Raw genomic sequence first — 15,734 nt, 5'->3', positions numbered from 1 at the left:
GAACCCCGTGAAGTCCCTGACCCGATTGATCGTCGCGCTGCTCGTGGCGCTGGCCGGCGCCGGCCTGTGGCCGGGCCCGGCGCAGGCCGAGTACGGCGACGTCGTCATCAACAACTACTCCGACGCCGCCGGCATGCGGCCGGTGGTGTTCCCGCACTGGTTCCACCGCGTGCGCTTCCGCTGCAAGGTCTGCCATGCCGACCTGGGCTTCCAGTTCAAGGCCGGCGGCAACCAGATCAACATGCTGAAGATCATCGACGGCCAGTTCTGCGGCGCCTGCCACAACGGCGAGATCGCCTGGTCGGCCGAGAACTGCAACCTGTGCCACTCGGCGCTGCCGGGCACGACGACGCAGGTGCACGAGAGCACGCTGCAGAAGCTCGCGCCGCCGCCGCCCGCAGCGGGCGCCTCGGCCCCGGCCACGGCGAAGAAGTAGGAGTCCGACGATGCGACGCCTGTTGCTTGCCGCCGCCACCGCCGCCGCCTTGTGGTGGGCAGCGGCCGACGCCTTCGCCCAGAACCCGGCTGCCGGCAAGGCGGTCTACGAGGCCACCTGCGTGGGCTGCCACGGCACCGGCATCGCCGGCGCGCCGAAGTTCGGCGACGCGGCGCAATGGGCGCCGCGTGCCAAGGCCGGTCTGGACGCGCTGGTGAAGAACGCGATCGCCGGCACCGCCAAGGGCATGCCGCCCAAGGGCGGCCGCGCCGACCTGAGCGACGCGCAGATCCGCGCCGCCGTGCAGTACATGCTCGCCGCGGCCGGGCCGGCCCCCGCGCCCGCCGCCGCGGCCCCGGCCAGGCCGGCGGTCGCCGCCGCCAAGCCCGCGCCGGCCGCGGCCTCGGCACCCGCCGCGACCGCCGTTGCTGCCGCGCCGACACCGCCGCCGGTGATGACGCCGGCCCGCGCCGCGCCGACACCGGCGCCGAGCGCCGAGGTGAACGCCTTCAACCGCCTGCTCAAGCCGCTCGGCCGGGTCAACCGGCCGGCCGTCGAGTCGGGCATCCACGACCCGGCCAACGACATGACCTTGCAACTGCAGCCGCCGGCCACGGCGTTTGCCGCGCTGCCGCGCAGCAACGCCGGCAACCATGTCGACTGGGTCAAGGCGCTGGACGGCAAGGCGATCGCGCCGCGCTGGGACCGCAACGACCCGGCCGCCGCCGCCGTGGTGATGGACCTGAACATCGTGCGCGAGGTGAAGGGCTCGATGCCCGACGTGGTCTACCCGCACAAGCAGCACACCGAGTGGCTGGACTGCTCGAACTGCCACCCGGCGATCTTCGTGCCGCAGAAGGGTGCCAACCAGATCAGCATGGCCTCCATCCTGCTCGGCCAGAAGTGCGGCGTGTGCCACGGCAAGGTGGCCTTCCCGGTGTCGGAGTGCCGCTTGTGCCACTCGAAGAAGAAGTCGCTCGCCACCGCCGCGACGGAGGCGAAGCCGTGAGCGCGCATGGCCGCTCCAAAGCGCTCACACCGGAGCGCGATGAGCGCGGAGGTTGCCTTATGAGCGCGCATGGCCGCTCCAAAGCGCTCACACCGGAGCGCAATGAGCGCGGAGGTTGCCTTAGGAGCGCGGTGCCGGCCGCCGGGGCGCTGCTGGCGGCACTGCTCGCCGGCGCGGCCCAGGGGCACGACGAGGGCCTGCGCACGCAGGTCGAGCAGAAGATCCGCCTGTCGGCGACTCTCGTGGGCGACCGGGCCACCGCGCAGCGCATCGCCGCCAGCGGCCACGTGCAGGCGCTGGCGCACCTGGACGAAGGCCGGGTGCACCAGTCGCACGCCGAGGACCTGCTGGCGCGCGGCGACTACGCCGGCGCGCGCCAGGCGGCCGACGAGGCGCTGCGCAACCTCGGCATGGCGCGCCGCCTGGTGCCCGACGGCACGCTCAGGCTCGCGGCCGCGCGCGCCCGCCACGAGCAGCAGCTCGCCAGCGTCGAGCGCCTGGTCGACGCCTGGCGCGCGCGCGGCGGCGACGGCCAGTCGCTCACCGACCTCGCCGGCCTGCTCGGCCAGGCGCGTGCCGCGGCGCAGGAGCAGCGCTGGGACGAAGCCCAGCAACGCCTCGCGCAGGCCGAGCGGCTGCTGCTCGAGGGCCTGTCGCGCACGCTCGGCTCGACCACGCTCGACTACACGCTGCGGCCGTCCACGCCGGCCGAGGAGTTCCGGCAGGAGCTGGCGCGCCAGCGCGGCTTCGCCGAGCTGCTGCCGCTGGCGCTGCGCGACCTGAGGCCGCGCCCCGAGGCGGTGACGCTGGTCGAGCGCTACAGCGAGACCAGCCAGACGCTGCGCAGCCAGGCGCTGCAGCGCTTCGAACAGGGCGCCACCGAGGAGGCGCTGGTCCACATCCGCAGCGCGACGCTGTACCTGCAGCGTGCGCTGCAGGCGGCCGGCCTGGTCGTGCCGCCGCCCAACGGGAATCCGCCATGACACTGCGCCTCGCCCGGCTCGCCGCCGGCGCGTCCCTCCTCGTCGCGCTCGCCGGCATGGCCGCGCCCGCGCCGGACCAGGTCGAGCGGCGCCTGCAGTCGGTCGGCACGCTGATCGAATCGTCCTCGGCCGCCAGGCAGATCGACAGCAGCGGCGAGGCCGCCGCACGCGAGCGGCGCGATGCGGCGCGGCTGATCCACCGCGAGGCCGGCGCGGCGCTGGCGCGCGGCGATGCGGCCGCTGCGAACCAGCTGCTCGATGCGGCGGCGCGCGAGATGATGGCCGGCGTGCGCCTGGCCAAGCCCGAGCAGGTGGCCGCCGAGAAGGCGAAGCGCGATTTCGCCGCGCGCCTGGACAGCGCCCGCGCGCTGCTGGCCGCGCAGCAGCGCATCACGCAGGAGAAGTCCGCCGGTCGCGAGGCGCAGCAGGCCACGCGCGCGATCGAGCAGCAGATCGCCCAGGCGCAGGCGCTGGCCGCCCAGGACCGGCTCGACGACGCGCGCCCGGTGCTCGACCGGGCCTACCTGACCGCGCGGGTCTCGATCGAGTCGATGCGCCGCGGCGACACGCTGGTGCGCTCGCTGAGCTTCGCCAGCCCGCGCGAGGAATACGACTACGAGATCGACCGCAACGACACGCACCGCATGCTGATCCGGGTGCTGATGGCCGAGCGCAAGGAGGCGACGATGCCGGCGCCGATGCAGGCCGCGGTCGACCAGGCCGCCGCACTGCGTGCCGACGCCGAGGCGCAGGCGCGGCGCGGCGACCATGCCGCGGCGATCCGGCTGCTCGAGGACTCGACCCGCGAGCTGGTGCGGGCGATCCGCGCCGGCGGGCTCTACATTCCAGGTTGAGTGGCGTGCGATGGCTGCGCCGCCCCGCCGTGTACGTCGCCATGCTGGCCGCCGCGGCGAGCGCCGCGCCGCTGCCCTGGCTGCCGCTGGCGGCCGACGGCGTGCACGACCCGGCCGCCCCCGGCCTCGCGTTCCTGCAGCAGCCGGCCGAGGCGCTCGCGCCGCTGCCGCGCGACAGCGCCGGCAACCTGGTGCGCTGGGTGCAGGCGCTCGAGTCGGGCGCGATCGCGCCGCGCAGCACGCTGCTCGGCCACACGCCGGTGCGTGTGCTCGACCAGGACATCATCGTCTCCCGGTTCCGCTCCATGCCGGCGGTGAAGTTCCCGCACCGCCAGCACACGCATTGGCTGGACTGCAGCAACTGCCACCCGTTCCCCTTCGCGGACAAGGCCGGCGCGAACAAGCTCAGCATGGTCGCCATCCTGAACGGCGAGCAGTGCGGGCTGTGCCACGGCGCGGTGGCCTTCCCGCTGACCGAGTGCAACCGCTGCCACAGCGTCTCGAACGAGGCGCTCAAGCGCGAGGCGGCGAAGTGAAGCAGCTTGGCGTCGCACTGCTGCTCGCGCTGCTGCCGGTCGCCGCGCCGCTGGCCGAGTACGGCGACGTGGTGCTGAACAAGCGCTCCGAGGCCCATGGCGTGCGGCCGGTGGTGTTCCCGCACTGGTTCCATCGCATCCGCTACCGCTGCAAGGTCTGCCACGCCGAGCTCGGCTTCAGGATGCGCGCCGGCGCCAACGACGTGCTGATGAGCGACATCCTCGACGGCCGCTTCTGCGGCATGTGCCACAACGGCCAGATCGCCTGGGGCCCGGACCGCTGCGAGTTGTGCCACACCGGGCTGCCGGGCCGGCCCTCGGGCATCGTCGGCGGGGCGCAGACCTCGGGGCCGGGCCGATGGTGAGCCACGTGCGCCGCCGCCTGCTCGCCGGCCTCGGGCTGGCCGCGGCGGGCTGCGCCGACGAGCCGCTGCGCCCGGCCGCACCGCGCGGCGACGAGCCGCTGCTCACGCCCTGGCGCAACGTGATCGGCGGCTTCCTCGCCCCGCCCGCGCCGGCCTTCGGGCTGCCCGCGAAGCCCGGCAGCGGCGCGTTCGTCAAGTGGATCGCACCCGGCGCGATCGCGCTGCGCGGCATGGACCTGCTGGTGGCCGACCTGGCCAGCGGCCGGCTCTGGCGCGCCGACCTCGGCGCACAGACGATCAGCGCGATCGCCGGTGCGCCGGTCGGCCCCGGCACGGCACTCGCGCTCGGGCCCGACCTGTCGGCCTGGGTGCTCGACGTGCCGGCGCGCCAGCTGCTGCGCTTCGCACGCGACGGCCGGCTGCTGCAGACGCTGCGCACCGGGCCGGCCAGCCCGTCCGGCTTCGCGCTCGCCGACGGCGGCGCGAGCCTGCTGGTGGCCGACGCCGGGCTGGCGCAATGGAGCGAGCTGCGTCCGGTGGGCGCGCTCGCGACCACCGTGCTGCCGCGCGCCGGCGAGCGCCGCATCACCGGCAGCGACGCGATCGCCGCCGGGCGAGAGTCGGTCTACCTGCTGGACCGCGCGGCGGGGCGCGTGCACCGCGTGGCGCGCGACGGCCGCGTGCTGGCGAGCCTGGGCGAGGGTGTGCTGCAGCAGCCGGTGGCGCTGGCGGTGGATCGTGCCGAACGTGTGTTCGTCGCCGACGCGCAGGGCCCGGCCCTGCACGTGCTGAACACCGCACGGCCGGAAAGCGTCGCGGCCGAGGCGTTGCGTGTGCAGCAGATCGGCGCACTGGCGGTGGACGAGCGCACGCTGGCGCTGGCCGATCGCCTGCTCGGCCAGGTGCAGCTGTTCACGCTGCGGGCGGAGGCGGCGCGATGAAGGCCGCGCTGCGGCTCGTGTCGCTGGCCCTGGCGCTGGCCGGCTGCGCCAGCGACGGCATCGTGCGCGGGCGCCTGCACTACGGCCTGGCCGACGCGCCCGAGGGCGAGCGGCTGCTCTGGCCGCAACCGCCCGAGGTGCCGCGTTTCGCCTACACCGGCACGCTGACCGGCGAGCCCAACTTCCGGCCCGACGAGCCCACGACCGGCCGGCTCGAGGCCTTCGGCCGCTGGCTGGTCGGGCTCGACGGCCGCGGCCGGGCGCCGGTGGTGCTGCAGCGGCCCGCGGCGGTGACGGGCGACGAGCAGGGCCGGCTGTACGTCAGCGACACCAGCCGCCAGGCGGTGTTCGTGTTCGATGCGGCGCGCGGCGAGCTGCAGGTCTGGGAGCAGGCCGACGGCGTGCTGCGTTTCGTCGCCCCCGGCGGCCTCGCGAGCGCGCCGGGTGGCGGCGTGTACGTGGCCGACGCGGAGCTGGGCTTCGTCGCGCGGCTCGACGCCACCGGGCAGGCGCGCGCGGTGATCGGCCGCGGCGCGCTGCGGCGACCCACCGGCCTGGCGCGCGACGCGGCCGCCGGCCGGCTCTACGTGGCCGACACCGCGGCGCACGACATCAAGGTGTTCGACGAGGCCGGCACGCTGATCGAGACGCTGGGCCGGCGCGGCGAGGCGCCGGGCGAGTTCAACTTCCCGACCCACCTCGCGTTCGCCGCCGGCCGGCTGGTGGTGGCCGACACGCTGAACCAGCGTGTGCAGCTGCGCGGGGCCGACGGCGCCTGGCAGGTGATCGGCCGGCGCGGCCTGTTCGTGGGCGACCTGGTGCGGCCCAAGGGCGTGGCGCTCGACGCCGAGGGCCATGTCTACGTGGTCGAGTCCTACTACGACAGCCTGCTGGTGTTCTCGCCGCAGGGCGAGTTCCTGATGCCGATCGGCGGCACCGGCACCGCCACCGGCCGCTTCTACCTGCCCGCGGGCGTGTGGGTCGATGCGGCCAACCGCGTGCACGTGGCCGACATGTTCAACGGCCGCATCGTGCTGTTCCAGTTCCTGGGGGGCAGCTGATGCGCGGCTTTGCATTGCTGCTGGCGCTGGTCGCCGTGCTCGCCGGCACGCTGGTCGTGCGTGTCGCCGGGGCGCAGCGGGTGTCCGACGTGCGCGGCACGAAGCACAACCTGTCGATCGACGGGCCCGGCACGGTGAAGGCCGCGGCGGGCGGCACCAGCGAGGTCTGCGTGTTCTGCCACACGCCGCACGGCGCGAGCGCGCAGGACCAGGGCGGCGCGTCGCTGCGCGCGCCGCTGTGGAACCGGCGCATCCCGGCCGGGGCCACCTACACGCCCTACACCTCGAGCACGCTGGACGCGCAGAGCATCACCGACGCCCTGAACGCGCAGCCCGGCGGCAGCTCGAAACTGTGCCTGTCGTGCCACGACGGCACGCTGGCGATCGGCAATGTCAACGTGCTGAACGGCCGGCAGAACGTGAGCATCCCGATGGCCGGCACCGGCCCGGGCGGCACCATGCCGGCGGGCGAGGGCACGACGAGCGGCTTCACGCGCTACCTCGGCACCGACCTGCGCAACGACCACCCGATCTCGCTCACCTACGACAGCGCGCTCGCCACGCGCGACGGCGAGCTGCGCACGCTCGACGGCGCGCAGCGCCACCCGGCCGGCAGCGGCAGCGTGATCGGGCTGCGCGCACCCGGCGTCAAGCCGCTGCTGCCGCTCGAGCCCACGGGCGCCAACGGGGCCGGCCAGGTGCAGTGCGCCACCTGCCACGACCCGCACCTGCGCGAACTCGACGCGAGCCAGGGCAACGCCAAGTTCCTGCGCGCGCCGCGTTTCCAGCAGGCCGCGCCGACGGCCGTGCACAACCCTCAGACCGACATCGTCTGCGTGGCCTGCCACGACAAGAACGGCGGCTTCGGCGTGTGGGCCTATTCGGCCCATGCACGGCCCGAGGTGGCCGACGAGACCTACCTCGCCGGCGCGGCGTCGCTGCGCGAGTTTCCCGCCGCGCTGCCGGTGTGGCGCGCCGCCTGCCTGAACTGCCACGACACCCACACCGTGCAGGGCGCGCGCCGGCTCACGCGCGAGGGCACCGACGCGCCGCTGCCGCCCGGCAACCCGCTGGCCGCCAAGCAAGGCGGCAACCCGGCGCTGGAGAAGACCTGCTACCAGTGCCACACCACGCTGGCCCAGTCCGTGCTCGCCGCCACCGCGCAGGTGCCCAACATCGAGACCGACTTCAACCTCGCGATCCGCATGCCGATCACGACGGCCGAGCAGGGCGGCACGACCGAGGAGGTGCACGACCCGTCGTCGAGCTTCAGCGACCCGGGGCTGGACTGCAGCGGCCCGAGCAACCGCTGCGGCGCCGACGGCCTCGAGCCGCGCGCCACGCTGGCGCAGCGCCACGCCGAATGCACCGACTGCCACAACCCGCACCGCGTGGTGAAGTTCCGCAGCTTCGCCGGCGGCGCGGGCGGGCTCGCCGGCGCGCCCGATGCGGCCGGCACGCACCGCCACGACGAGACCACGGGCTACACCCACACCAACCTCGCCTCGGGCGTGCTGCGCGGTGCCTGGGGCGTGGAGCCGGTCTACGGCTCGACCTCGTTCCACAGCCTGCCGGGCGGCTACACCGTCAAGCGCGGCGACCCCGGCGCGAGCGCCGACACCTCGGTGGCCGCGCCCTATGTGACGCGCGAGTACCAGGTCTGCCTGAAGTGCCACTCCGACTACGGCTACGCCGACAACAACCTCTACCCGGCCGGCAACCGGCCCGCCCTCGGCCGGCTCGGCGGCACGCCGCCCGGCACCAACAACCTGACCGTCTACACCAACCAGGCCAGGGAGTTCCAGGCGCCGGCCACGCACCAGGGCGAGGGCACGAGGCCGAACTCCGGCGCGGGCTCGAACTTCCTCACCAACAACCACCGCGGCTGGCACCCGGTGATGGGGCCGACCGGCCGCAACGGCGCCGGCGCGAGCGCGTTCCGCGCACCCTGGGGCAACGCGGTCGGTACGCAGACCATGTACTGCAGCGACTGCCACGGCTCCAACACCGCCGACAACAGCGTGGTGCCGGCCGGCGGCGAGAACGGTGCGCCCTGGGGCCCGCACGGCTCGCAGAACAACTTCCTGCTCAAGGGGCTGTGGAACACCGGTGTCGGCGCCGACAACCGCGGCGACAACGGCCCGAACCCGAACGGCCTGTGCTTCAAGTGCCACAACCCGGCCACCTACGCCAATCGCAACGGCTCCGGCCAGACCGGCTTCTTCAACACCGACCGCGGCAACCTGCACGCCTTCCACACCGACAAGATCGAGCGCATCCGCTGCAACTGGTGCCACGTGGCGGTGCCGCACGGCTGGAAGAACAAGGCGCTGCTGGTGAACCTGAACGACGTCGGTCCCGAGGCCGGGCGCGCCGGCAACGAGGAGTGGCGCATGAACGCCTCGGCCCAGGCCTTCAACCAGGAGCCCTACTACCTGAACGCCAAGCTGAAGGTACGCAGCTTCGCCACCAGCGGCAACTGGGTCGACACCAACTGCGGCTCGGCCGGCAGCGGCACCACCTTCGGCACCAACGGCAACAGCACGCAGACCGGCCGCGACTGGATGCGCGACGTCTGCAGCAACCCGCCATGACGCCGCGCCGCCTGCTCGCCCACCTCGGATCGCTGCGCGCGACGCTGGCGTGGCTGGCGCTGCTCGCGCTGGTGGTGCTGGCCGGCCGCGTGGTCCAGGCGGGCTGGGCCTATGCGCTCGGTGCGGTGCTCGCCGCGCTGGCGCTCAACCTGCTGGCCGCACTCGCCGTGCACCCGGCGCTGCGGCGCCAGCTGCCGCTGCTGGTGGCGCACCTCGCGCTGCTCGCGCTGGTGGCGCTGGCCGGGCTGTCGCGCCTGGTGTCGCTGGACGGCCGTTTCGAGCTCAGCGACGGCGTCGAGTTCGACGGCACGCTGCTCGACGCGCGCCGCGGTGCCTGGCACCACGATGCCTTGCAGGCGCTGCGCTTCCGCCACGACGGCTTCGAGATCGACTACGCGGCCGGCCGCAAGCGCGGGGCGACGCGCAACCCGGTGGCCTGGGTCGACGCGCAGGGTCGGCTGCAGCGCGCGGTGATCGGTGACCACCGGCCGCTGCGCATCGCCGGCTACCGCGTCTACACCAGCCCGAACAAGGGCTTCGCGCCGCTGCTGCGCTGGGTGCCCGAACGCGGCGAGCCGCAGCGCGGCACCGTGCACCTGCCGAGCTACCCGGCCCACGAGCTGCGCCAGCACCGCGAGTGGCCGCTGCCCGACGGCCGCACGGCCTGGGTGCAGCTGGAGATCGACGAAGCGCTGATCGACCCGGCCGGGCCGGCGCACTGGCGCCTGCCGCAGCGCCACCACCTGGTGCTGCGCGTGGATGCCGTGCGTGCCGAGCTGCGTCCGGGCGACGCGCTGGCGCTGCCCGGCGGCACGCTGGTCTACGAAGGCCTGCACAGCTGGATGGGCTACCGCGTGCACCACGACCCGACGCTGCCCTGGCTGCTCGCGGCCGCGCTGCTGGCCGCGCTCGCGCTCGGGCTGCACTACACGCTGAAGTTCGCGCCGCGCCGGCCCGTGGCGGCCGCGGCGCTCGCGAGGCCCGGCCATGCCTGAGGCGGCACTGCTCGGGCTCGCGCTCGCGGCCTACGGTTCGGCCGGGCTGGCGGCGTGGCGTCGCCTCGCGGTGGCCACGCTGCCGCTGGTCGCGCTCGGCCTGCTGCTGCACACCGGCGCGCTCGGCTGGCGCTGGGCCGTGCTCGGCCACGGGCCGTTCACCACCATGCACGAGATCCTGTCGAGCAGCCTGTGGAGCCTCGCGCTGGTGGCCGCGTGCGCCGCGGCCGTCTCGCGCGAGGTGCGTGCCGCGCTGCCGGCCGCGCTGCCGGTGCTGGGCCTGCTGGCGGCCTGGCTGCTGCTCGCCGATGCCGCGCCCGGCCACCTGCCGGCCACCTATGCGACGCCGCTGCTCTACCTGCACGCGCTGGTCGGCAAGCTCTACCTCGGGCTGCTGCTGGTGGCCGTGGCGCTGGCACTGCACGCGTGGCGGCAGGCCGATGCGGCGCGCTGCGACGAACTGGCGCACCGCTTCGCCGCGTTCGCCTTCGTCGCCGATTCGCTGATGCTGATCGTCGGCGCGGTCTGGGCGCAGGACGCCTGGGGCCGCTTCTGGGCCTGGGATCCGCTCGAGAGCTGGGCCTTCGTCAGCTGGCTCGCGCTGGCCGCCACGCTGCACGCACGCGCCATGCTGCGGCCCGCGCCGCGCGGGCAGGCGCTGGCGCTGGCCGGCTGCTTCGCGCTCGCCTTCCTGACCTTCTTCGGCGTGCCGTTCGTCTCGACTGCGCCGCACCAGGGGGCCCTGTGAAGACCGTGCGGCGCGACCATCGCCGCCTCGGCGCGCTGCTCACGCTCGCGCTGGTGCTGGCCGGCGGTGCGTGGATCCAGGCCGGCGCGCCGGTGCACGAGGCGCCACGGGCGCCGCCACGCGACGAGGTGCGCGAGCGCTTCGACCAGGCCGTGCTGATGCTGCACGCGAAGCAGTACGAGCATGCGGTCACCGCGCTGCACCGCGTGCTGGAACTCGCGCCGCGCCTGCCCGAGGCGCATGTCAACATGGGCTACGCACTGCTCGGGCTCGGCCGGGCCGAGGCAGCGCGCGACTTCTTCGAAGCCGCGACCGCGCTGCGCCCCGAGCAGGCCAACGCCTACCACGGCCTGGCGCTGGCGCACGAGCAGCGCGGCGACCTGCCGCAGGCCATCGGCGCGATGCGCACCTACCTGCACCGCGCCAAGGACGGCGACCCGGCCCACCTGCGCCGCGCCCGTGCCGCGCTGTGGGAGTGGGACAGCCGTGCGCGCACGTTCCCGGAGTCGGGAACCGATTCCCGCGATCGGGAGGCGCGGCGGTGAACCCGGACCTGCTGGTGTTCGCCGCGGTGGCGCTGCTGGTGCTCGGCGGCGCACTGCTGCTGCTGCTGCCGCCGCTGTGGCAGGCCGCCGCGCCGGACGGCCCGCGGCCCTGGCGCCTGAGCCTGGTCATCGCGCTCGGCCTGCCGGCGCTGGCCGCGGCCGGCTGGGCGAGGCTCGGCCATCCGGAGCTGCTCGGGCCGCCGCTGCGCCCGGACGCCGCCGAGATGATGCGCGGCGGCGTGACGCCCGAGCGCGTGGCGCGGCTCGCGCAGGGCCTGGTGGAGCGGCTGCAGCGCGAGCCGCACGATGCGCCGGGCTGGCTGATGCTGGCGCGTTCCTACACCGCGCTCGGGCGCTACCGCGACGCGGCCACGGCCTACGGCCGCGCGGCCGAGCTGCTGCCGGGCAACGCCGGCGTGCTGGCCGACCAGGCCGACGTGTGGGCCGCGGCGCAGGGCCGGCGCCTGGCCGGTGCGCCGCTGCGCCTGGTGCAGCGCGCGCTCGAGCTCGATCCGCGCCACCCGAAGGCGCTGGCGCTGGCCGGCAGCGCCGCATTCGAGGCACGCGAGCTGGCCAGCGCCCGCGGCTACTGGCAGCGCGCGCTCGAGGCGCTGCCGCCAGGCGCGCCGCTGGCCCGCTCGGTCGCGGGGAGCCTGCAGGAACTGCAGCAGCTCGAGAACGCGCAGAATGCACGGCCATGACCCCGCGTCTCGCCCGCACGCTGCTGCTGTCGGCCTGCGCCGCCGGCCCGCTGGCCGCGGCCGAGAAGGTGCCCGAGGCCGCGCTCGAGGAGGCCCGCAAGGCCTCGTCCGAACTCGTGACCGGCGTGCGCAGCGAGCTGCTGAAGGCGATCGACGCGAGCGGCCCGCTGCGCGCGATCGTGGTGTGCAAGTACACCGTGCCCGAGATCGCCTCGGCGCTGTCGCGCAAGTACGGCGCGCGCGTCACCCGGGTCAGCCTGACGCCGCGCAATCCTTCGCTGGGCTGGGGCGACGCCTGGGAGCAGAAGGTGCTGATGGACTTCGACGAGCGTGTCGCGCGCGGCGAGAAGGCCGAGGCGCTGGAGCATGCCGAGGTCGTGGTCGAGCCGGCCGGCCGCTACCTGCGCTACATGAAGGCGCTGCCGATGCAGTCACCCTGCATGCACTGCCACGGCCCGGTCGAGCAGATCAGCGAGCCGATCCGCCAGCAGCTGGCGCACGACTACCCGCACGACAAGGCCACCGGCCTGGCGCTCGGCCGTGTGCGTGGCGCGGTGACGTTCAAGAAGCCGCTGTAGTCAGCCTTTGCCCTTCAGGTAGGCCGCCGCGTCGGCATGCCCCTGAGCCGCGGCGCGCTCGATCCAGCGGCGTGCCTCGGCCTCGTCGCGCAGCACGCCGCTGCCGGTCAGGAACAGGATGCCCAGGCTGTACTGCGCGTCCGCATGGCCCTGGCGCGCGGCCTCGAAGTACCACTGCGCCGCCACGCGCGCCGGGTCGGATTCGCCGGTCAGCGCCACCAGGCCGTAGGCATACATGTTGCCTAGGTGGAACTGCGCGTCGGCCAGCCCCTGGCGCGCGGCGCGCTCGAACCACTGCAGCGCCTGCGCGTCGCTCTCGCGCACGCCGTGGCCGTGGTAGTAGAGCAGTCCGAGGCGCAGCTGGGCCGAGGCGTTGCCGGCGCGCGCGAGCGGTTCGAGCAGGCGCACCGCCTCCGGGTAGTCCTTGCGCTGCACGGCAGCGATGCCGTCCTGCAAGGGGTCCGCCTGCGCCGAGAATACGGGCCACAGCAACGAACCCAGCATGAGCGGCATGAGGCGACGACGGCGCATGGACGATCTCCCGGAGGCAGCGGCCTCCGATGCAAGCCCCGTTCCCGTCTGGCGCTCGCTGAAGGCGCGCGGCTGGCTCGCCGCCGTCGCACTGCTGGCCTACCTGCTCGGCTCGGCGGCCTACCTGTCGCACGAGCGCACGCGCGTGCTCGACAGCGTGGCCGCGCTCGAGCAGCTGCAGCGCCACGACAAGGCGCTCGCGCTGGCCGAGGCGGCGGTCGGCGCCGCGGTGATCGACGTGGCCGAGATCAGCAGCGCCGCCGCCGGCGAGGATCCGCCGCTGCCGCAGGAGATCGTGCTGTACATGGAGAACTGCAACAGGCTGTTCGCCGCGCTGGACGCCTTCGACCCGGCCTACGCGCTGCTGCAGAAGGCGGTGGTGCGCAGCTACGAGGGCCTGCGCGCGGCGCCGGTGCGCGCAAACTGGATCGACATGCGCGAGACGCTGCACCGTACGGCCGAGGCGCTGGAGGGCCGGCGCGGCAGCCTGGCGCTGCAGATCGACGCGCTGACGCGCGGCTACCAGCGCCAGTACGAACGTGTCACGCTCGAATCCTGGGTGCTGGCGGTGGTCGGCTTCCTGCTGTTCGGCTCGCTCGCGGCCTGGACCTTCGGCCGCCTGGCGCGCGACATCCGCGCGCTCGAGGCGCATGCGCGGCGCATCGTGCGCGGCGAACGCGGCGTGGCGCTGCCGGTGGGCCGTGCCGACGAGCTCGGCCGGCTGATGCACGCCGTCAACCGCATGGCCGAGGACCTGGACGAACGCGAGCGCCAGATCGAGCTGGACGGCGAGCGCCGCTCGCATGCCGAGAAGATGCGCTCCGTGGCCGCGCTGGCCGCCGGCGTGGCGCACGAGGTCAACAACCCGCTGGCGGTGATCAGCGGCACGGCGCAGGTGCTGCGCAGCCAGACCGACCCGGTGGAGATCGAGGCCGGTGCCGAGATCATCCTCGAGCAGGCGCAGCGTGCCGGGCAGGCCGCGCGGGCGCTGGCCGAGGCCGCGGCGCCGAACCCGGCGGCCAGCGACTGGCTCGACCTGAACGCGCTGGTGCAGCGCGTGGTGCAGCTCAACGGCTACGACAAGCGCTGGCGCGGCGTGCGCGTCGAGTTCGAGCCCGATGCGGCGCTGCCGGCCGTGCACAGCTCGGCCGACGCGCTGCAGCAGGTGCTGATGCTCTGGCTGGCCAGCGGCTGCGACGCCCTGCAGCGCGAGGGCCGGCGCGCCGCGGCGCAGGTGCGCACGCGCGGCGCGGGCCGGATGGCCGAGGTGCTGATGCTGTTCCCGGTGGCCGGCGAGCCCTGGGACAGCGCCCACCAGCGCGACGCGCAGCTCACCCGTGCGCTTCTGGCGCCGCTCGGCGGCCGGCTTGTGCTTGCTCAAGACGCCGGGCCGGTGCTGCGCATCCAATTGACCTTGCCGATCGACGGAACCGGTCGGAAGGATTGAACCCGATGCCGGACCTGAACGTGCTGGTCGTCGACGACGAGCCGGCCATCCGGCAGGTGCTGAGCGCGGCCATCGGCAAGGCCGGCTACGCCGTCGACAGCGCCGCCTCGGCCGCCGAGGCGCTGGCCAGGCTCGACGCCGGCAACGTCGACGTGGTGCTGTCCGACGTGTTCATGCCGGTCACCGACGGCATCGAGCTGCTCAAGCAGGCACGTGCGCGCGGCCATGCGGCTACCTTCATCATGGTGACGGCGTTCGCGTCGGTCGACTCGGCCATCGAGGCGATCAAGGCCGGCGCCTGGGACTACATCACCAAGCCGGTCCGCCACGAGGAGATCCTGCACCGGCTCGAGCAGATCGACGCGCTGCGCGGCCTGCGCGAGGAGAACCGCGCGCTGCGCAAGCTGGTGATGGGCCCGGCGGCGGCGCCGTTCGCCTTCGGTTCGCCGGCGATGCAGGCGGTCGAGCGCCTGGTCAGCCGCGTCGCGCCGACCGACAGCACGGTGCTGATCAGCGGCGAGAGCGGCACCGGCAAAGGCGTCACCGCGCGGCGCCTGCACGAGCTCTCGGCGCGCCGCGACGGCCCGTTCGTGCCGGTGAACTGCGGCGCCATCCCCGAGAACCTGATCGAGAGCGAGCTGTTCGGCCACACCAAGGGCGCCTTCACCGGCGCCGACCGGGCACGCAAGGGCCTGTTCGCGCAGGCCGACCACGGCACCATCTTCCTCGACGAGATCGGCGAGCTGCCGCTGCCGCTGCAGACCAAGCTGCTGCACGTGCTGGAGGCGCGCGAGGTGCGGCCGCTCGGCTCGGAGCAGGCCCGGCGCATCGACGTGCGCATCGTCGCGGCCACCAACCGCGACCTGCCGGCGATGGTGGCGCAGGGCCGCTTCCGCGAGGACCTGTACTTCCGCCTGAGCGTGTTCCACATCCCGATGCCGCCGCTGCGCGAGCGCCGCGCCGACATCCCGGCGCTGCTGCGCCACCTGATCGCGCAGCGCGTGCAGCCCTCGGGCGGGCGCAGCCTGGCGCTCGACCCGGAGGCCGAGGACATGCTGGTTTCCTACGCCTGGCCGGGCAACGTGCGGCAGCTCGAGAACGTGCTGCACCGCGCCGCCATCCTGGCCGACGGCGGCGTGATCCGCGCGGTCGACCTGCCGCCCGAGGTGACGCGTGCCGCGCCGCTGCCGCTGCCCGCGGGCGAGGCCGGCGGCGGCGAGCCGAGCCTGCGCGAGCGGGTGCGGCGCTTCGAGCTCTCGCTGATCCTGCGTGCGATCGAGGACGCCGGCGGCGACCGGCGCAGCGCCGCGCAGCGCCTGGGCATCGGGCTGTCCAGCCTGTACCGCAAGCTCGAGGAGTACCCCGGCGAACTGCCGCCGCCGGCCGCGCCGGGGGGCTGAGACGGCGCGA

The 15,734-nt window shown here is 74.5% G+C and carries 17 protein-coding genes; 16 read left to right on the top strand and 1 reads right to left on the bottom strand.

Annotated elements, in window-relative coordinates; genetic code table 11:
- The first annotated feature begins 7 nt into the window (after positions 1 to 7).
- The 14 genes from D9C15_RS25510 (at position 8) to D9C15_RS25445 (ending at position 12,346) form a co-directional block, all read left to right on the top strand.
- Positions 8 to 436: a c(7)-type cytochrome triheme domain-containing protein gene (locus D9C15_RS25510; protein ID WP_240668601.1), complete on the top strand. Its 429-nt coding sequence runs from the start codon at positions 8 to 10 to the stop codon at positions 434 to 436.
- Positions 437 to 446: 10 nt separating this feature from the next.
- Positions 447 to 1,445, top strand: coding sequence for a c(7)-type cytochrome triheme domain-containing protein (locus tag D9C15_RS25505; protein WP_128001420.1), 999 nt, complete (start codon positions 447 to 449; stop codon positions 1,443 to 1,445).
- 131 nt (positions 1,446 to 1,576) lie between these two features.
- Positions 1,577 to 2,428 (top strand): hypothetical protein, encoded by an 852-nt coding sequence (locus D9C15_RS25500; protein WP_128001418.1) that lies wholly within the window; start codon positions 1,577 to 1,579, stop codon positions 2,426 to 2,428.
- Positions 2,425 to 3,282: a hypothetical protein gene (locus tag D9C15_RS25495; RefSeq protein ID WP_205854904.1), complete on the top strand. Its 858-nt coding sequence runs from the start codon at positions 2,425 to 2,427 to the stop codon at positions 3,280 to 3,282. The genes D9C15_RS25500 and D9C15_RS25495 overlap by 4 nt, the downstream gene beginning before the upstream one ends.
- A gap of 5 nt (positions 3,283 to 3,287) precedes the next feature.
- Positions 3,288 to 3,818 (top strand): c(7)-type cytochrome triheme domain-containing protein, encoded by a 531-nt coding sequence (locus D9C15_RS25490; RefSeq protein ID WP_240668600.1) that lies wholly within the window; start codon positions 3,288 to 3,290, stop codon positions 3,816 to 3,818.
- The gene (locus D9C15_RS25485; RefSeq protein ID WP_128001416.1) at positions 3,815 to 4,183 is read left to right on the top strand and encodes a c(7)-type cytochrome triheme domain-containing protein; all 369 of its coding nucleotides are present in this window, start codon (positions 3,815 to 3,817) and stop codon (positions 4,181 to 4,183) included. Before D9C15_RS25490 ends, D9C15_RS25485 begins: the two co-directional genes overlap by 4 nt.
- 5 nt (positions 4,184 to 4,188) lie before the next feature.
- Complete coding sequence (locus tag D9C15_RS25480; RefSeq protein WP_128001414.1) at positions 4,189 to 5,124, top strand: NHL repeat-containing protein; 936 nt, start codon at positions 4,189 to 4,191, stop codon at positions 5,122 to 5,124.
- Positions 5,121 to 6,185, top strand: a complete 1,065-nt coding sequence (locus D9C15_RS25475) for a 6-bladed beta-propeller (RefSeq protein WP_128001412.1) — start codon at positions 5,121 to 5,123, stop codon at positions 6,183 to 6,185. Before D9C15_RS25480 ends, D9C15_RS25475 begins: the two co-directional genes overlap by 4 nt.
- Positions 6,185 to 8,779, top strand: a complete 2,595-nt coding sequence (locus D9C15_RS25470) for a cytochrome c3 family protein (protein ID WP_128001410.1) — start codon at positions 6,185 to 6,187, stop codon at positions 8,777 to 8,779. The genes D9C15_RS25475 and D9C15_RS25470 overlap by 1 nt, the downstream gene beginning before the upstream one ends.
- Positions 8,776 to 9,774: a cytochrome c biogenesis ResB family protein gene (locus tag D9C15_RS25465; protein ID WP_128001408.1), complete on the top strand. Its 999-nt coding sequence runs from the start codon at positions 8,776 to 8,778 to the stop codon at positions 9,772 to 9,774. Before D9C15_RS25470 ends, D9C15_RS25465 begins: the two co-directional genes overlap by 4 nt.
- Entirely contained in the window at positions 9,767 to 10,522 is a 756-nt protein-coding gene (gene ccsA / locus D9C15_RS25460) for a cytochrome c biogenesis protein CcsA (RefSeq protein WP_128001406.1), read from the top strand. The genes D9C15_RS25465 and ccsA overlap by 8 nt, the downstream gene beginning before the upstream one ends.
- Positions 10,519 to 11,067, top strand: a complete 549-nt coding sequence (locus D9C15_RS25455) for a tetratricopeptide repeat protein (protein WP_128001404.1) — start codon at positions 10,519 to 10,521, stop codon at positions 11,065 to 11,067. Before ccsA ends, D9C15_RS25455 begins: the two co-directional genes overlap by 4 nt.
- Positions 11,064 to 11,768 (top strand): tetratricopeptide repeat protein, encoded by a 705-nt coding sequence (locus D9C15_RS25450; protein WP_128001402.1) that lies wholly within the window; start codon positions 11,064 to 11,066, stop codon positions 11,766 to 11,768. Before D9C15_RS25455 ends, D9C15_RS25450 begins: the two co-directional genes overlap by 4 nt.
- Positions 11,765 to 12,346 (top strand): Tll0287-like domain-containing protein, encoded by a 582-nt coding sequence (locus D9C15_RS25445; RefSeq protein WP_128001400.1) that lies wholly within the window; start codon positions 11,765 to 11,767, stop codon positions 12,344 to 12,346. Before D9C15_RS25450 ends, D9C15_RS25445 begins: the two co-directional genes overlap by 4 nt.
- On the opposite strand, the gene D9C15_RS25440 is transcribed toward D9C15_RS25445, so the two are convergent.
- Positions 12,347 to 12,877 (bottom strand): tetratricopeptide repeat protein, encoded by a 531-nt coding sequence (locus D9C15_RS25440; protein WP_128001398.1) that lies wholly within the window; start codon positions 12,875 to 12,877, stop codon positions 12,347 to 12,349.
- On the opposite strand from D9C15_RS25440, the gene D9C15_RS25435 reads away from it, so the two are divergent.
- Both D9C15_RS25435 and D9C15_RS25430 read left to right on the top strand, forming a co-directional pair.
- Positions 12,876 to 14,324 (top strand): HAMP domain-containing protein, encoded by a 1,449-nt coding sequence (locus D9C15_RS25435; protein WP_164886850.1) that lies wholly within the window; start codon positions 12,876 to 12,878, stop codon positions 14,322 to 14,324. The genes D9C15_RS25440 and D9C15_RS25435 overlap by 2 nt on opposite strands.
- A gap of 5 nt (positions 14,325 to 14,329) precedes the next feature.
- Positions 14,330 to 15,724 (top strand): sigma-54-dependent transcriptional regulator, encoded by a 1,395-nt coding sequence (locus D9C15_RS25430; protein WP_128001394.1) that lies wholly within the window; start codon positions 14,330 to 14,332, stop codon positions 15,722 to 15,724.
- Positions 15,725 to 15,734: the final 10 nt, after the last annotated feature.

It is taken from the genome of Piscinibacter defluvii (assembly GCF_004011805.1).
Lineage (GTDB): Bacteria > Pseudomonadota > Gammaproteobacteria > Burkholderiales > Burkholderiaceae_C > Piscinibacter > Piscinibacter defluvii.
The sequence above is the reverse complement of the archived record's forward strand: the minus strand, read 5'-3'. Positions and strand labels throughout refer to the sequence as shown.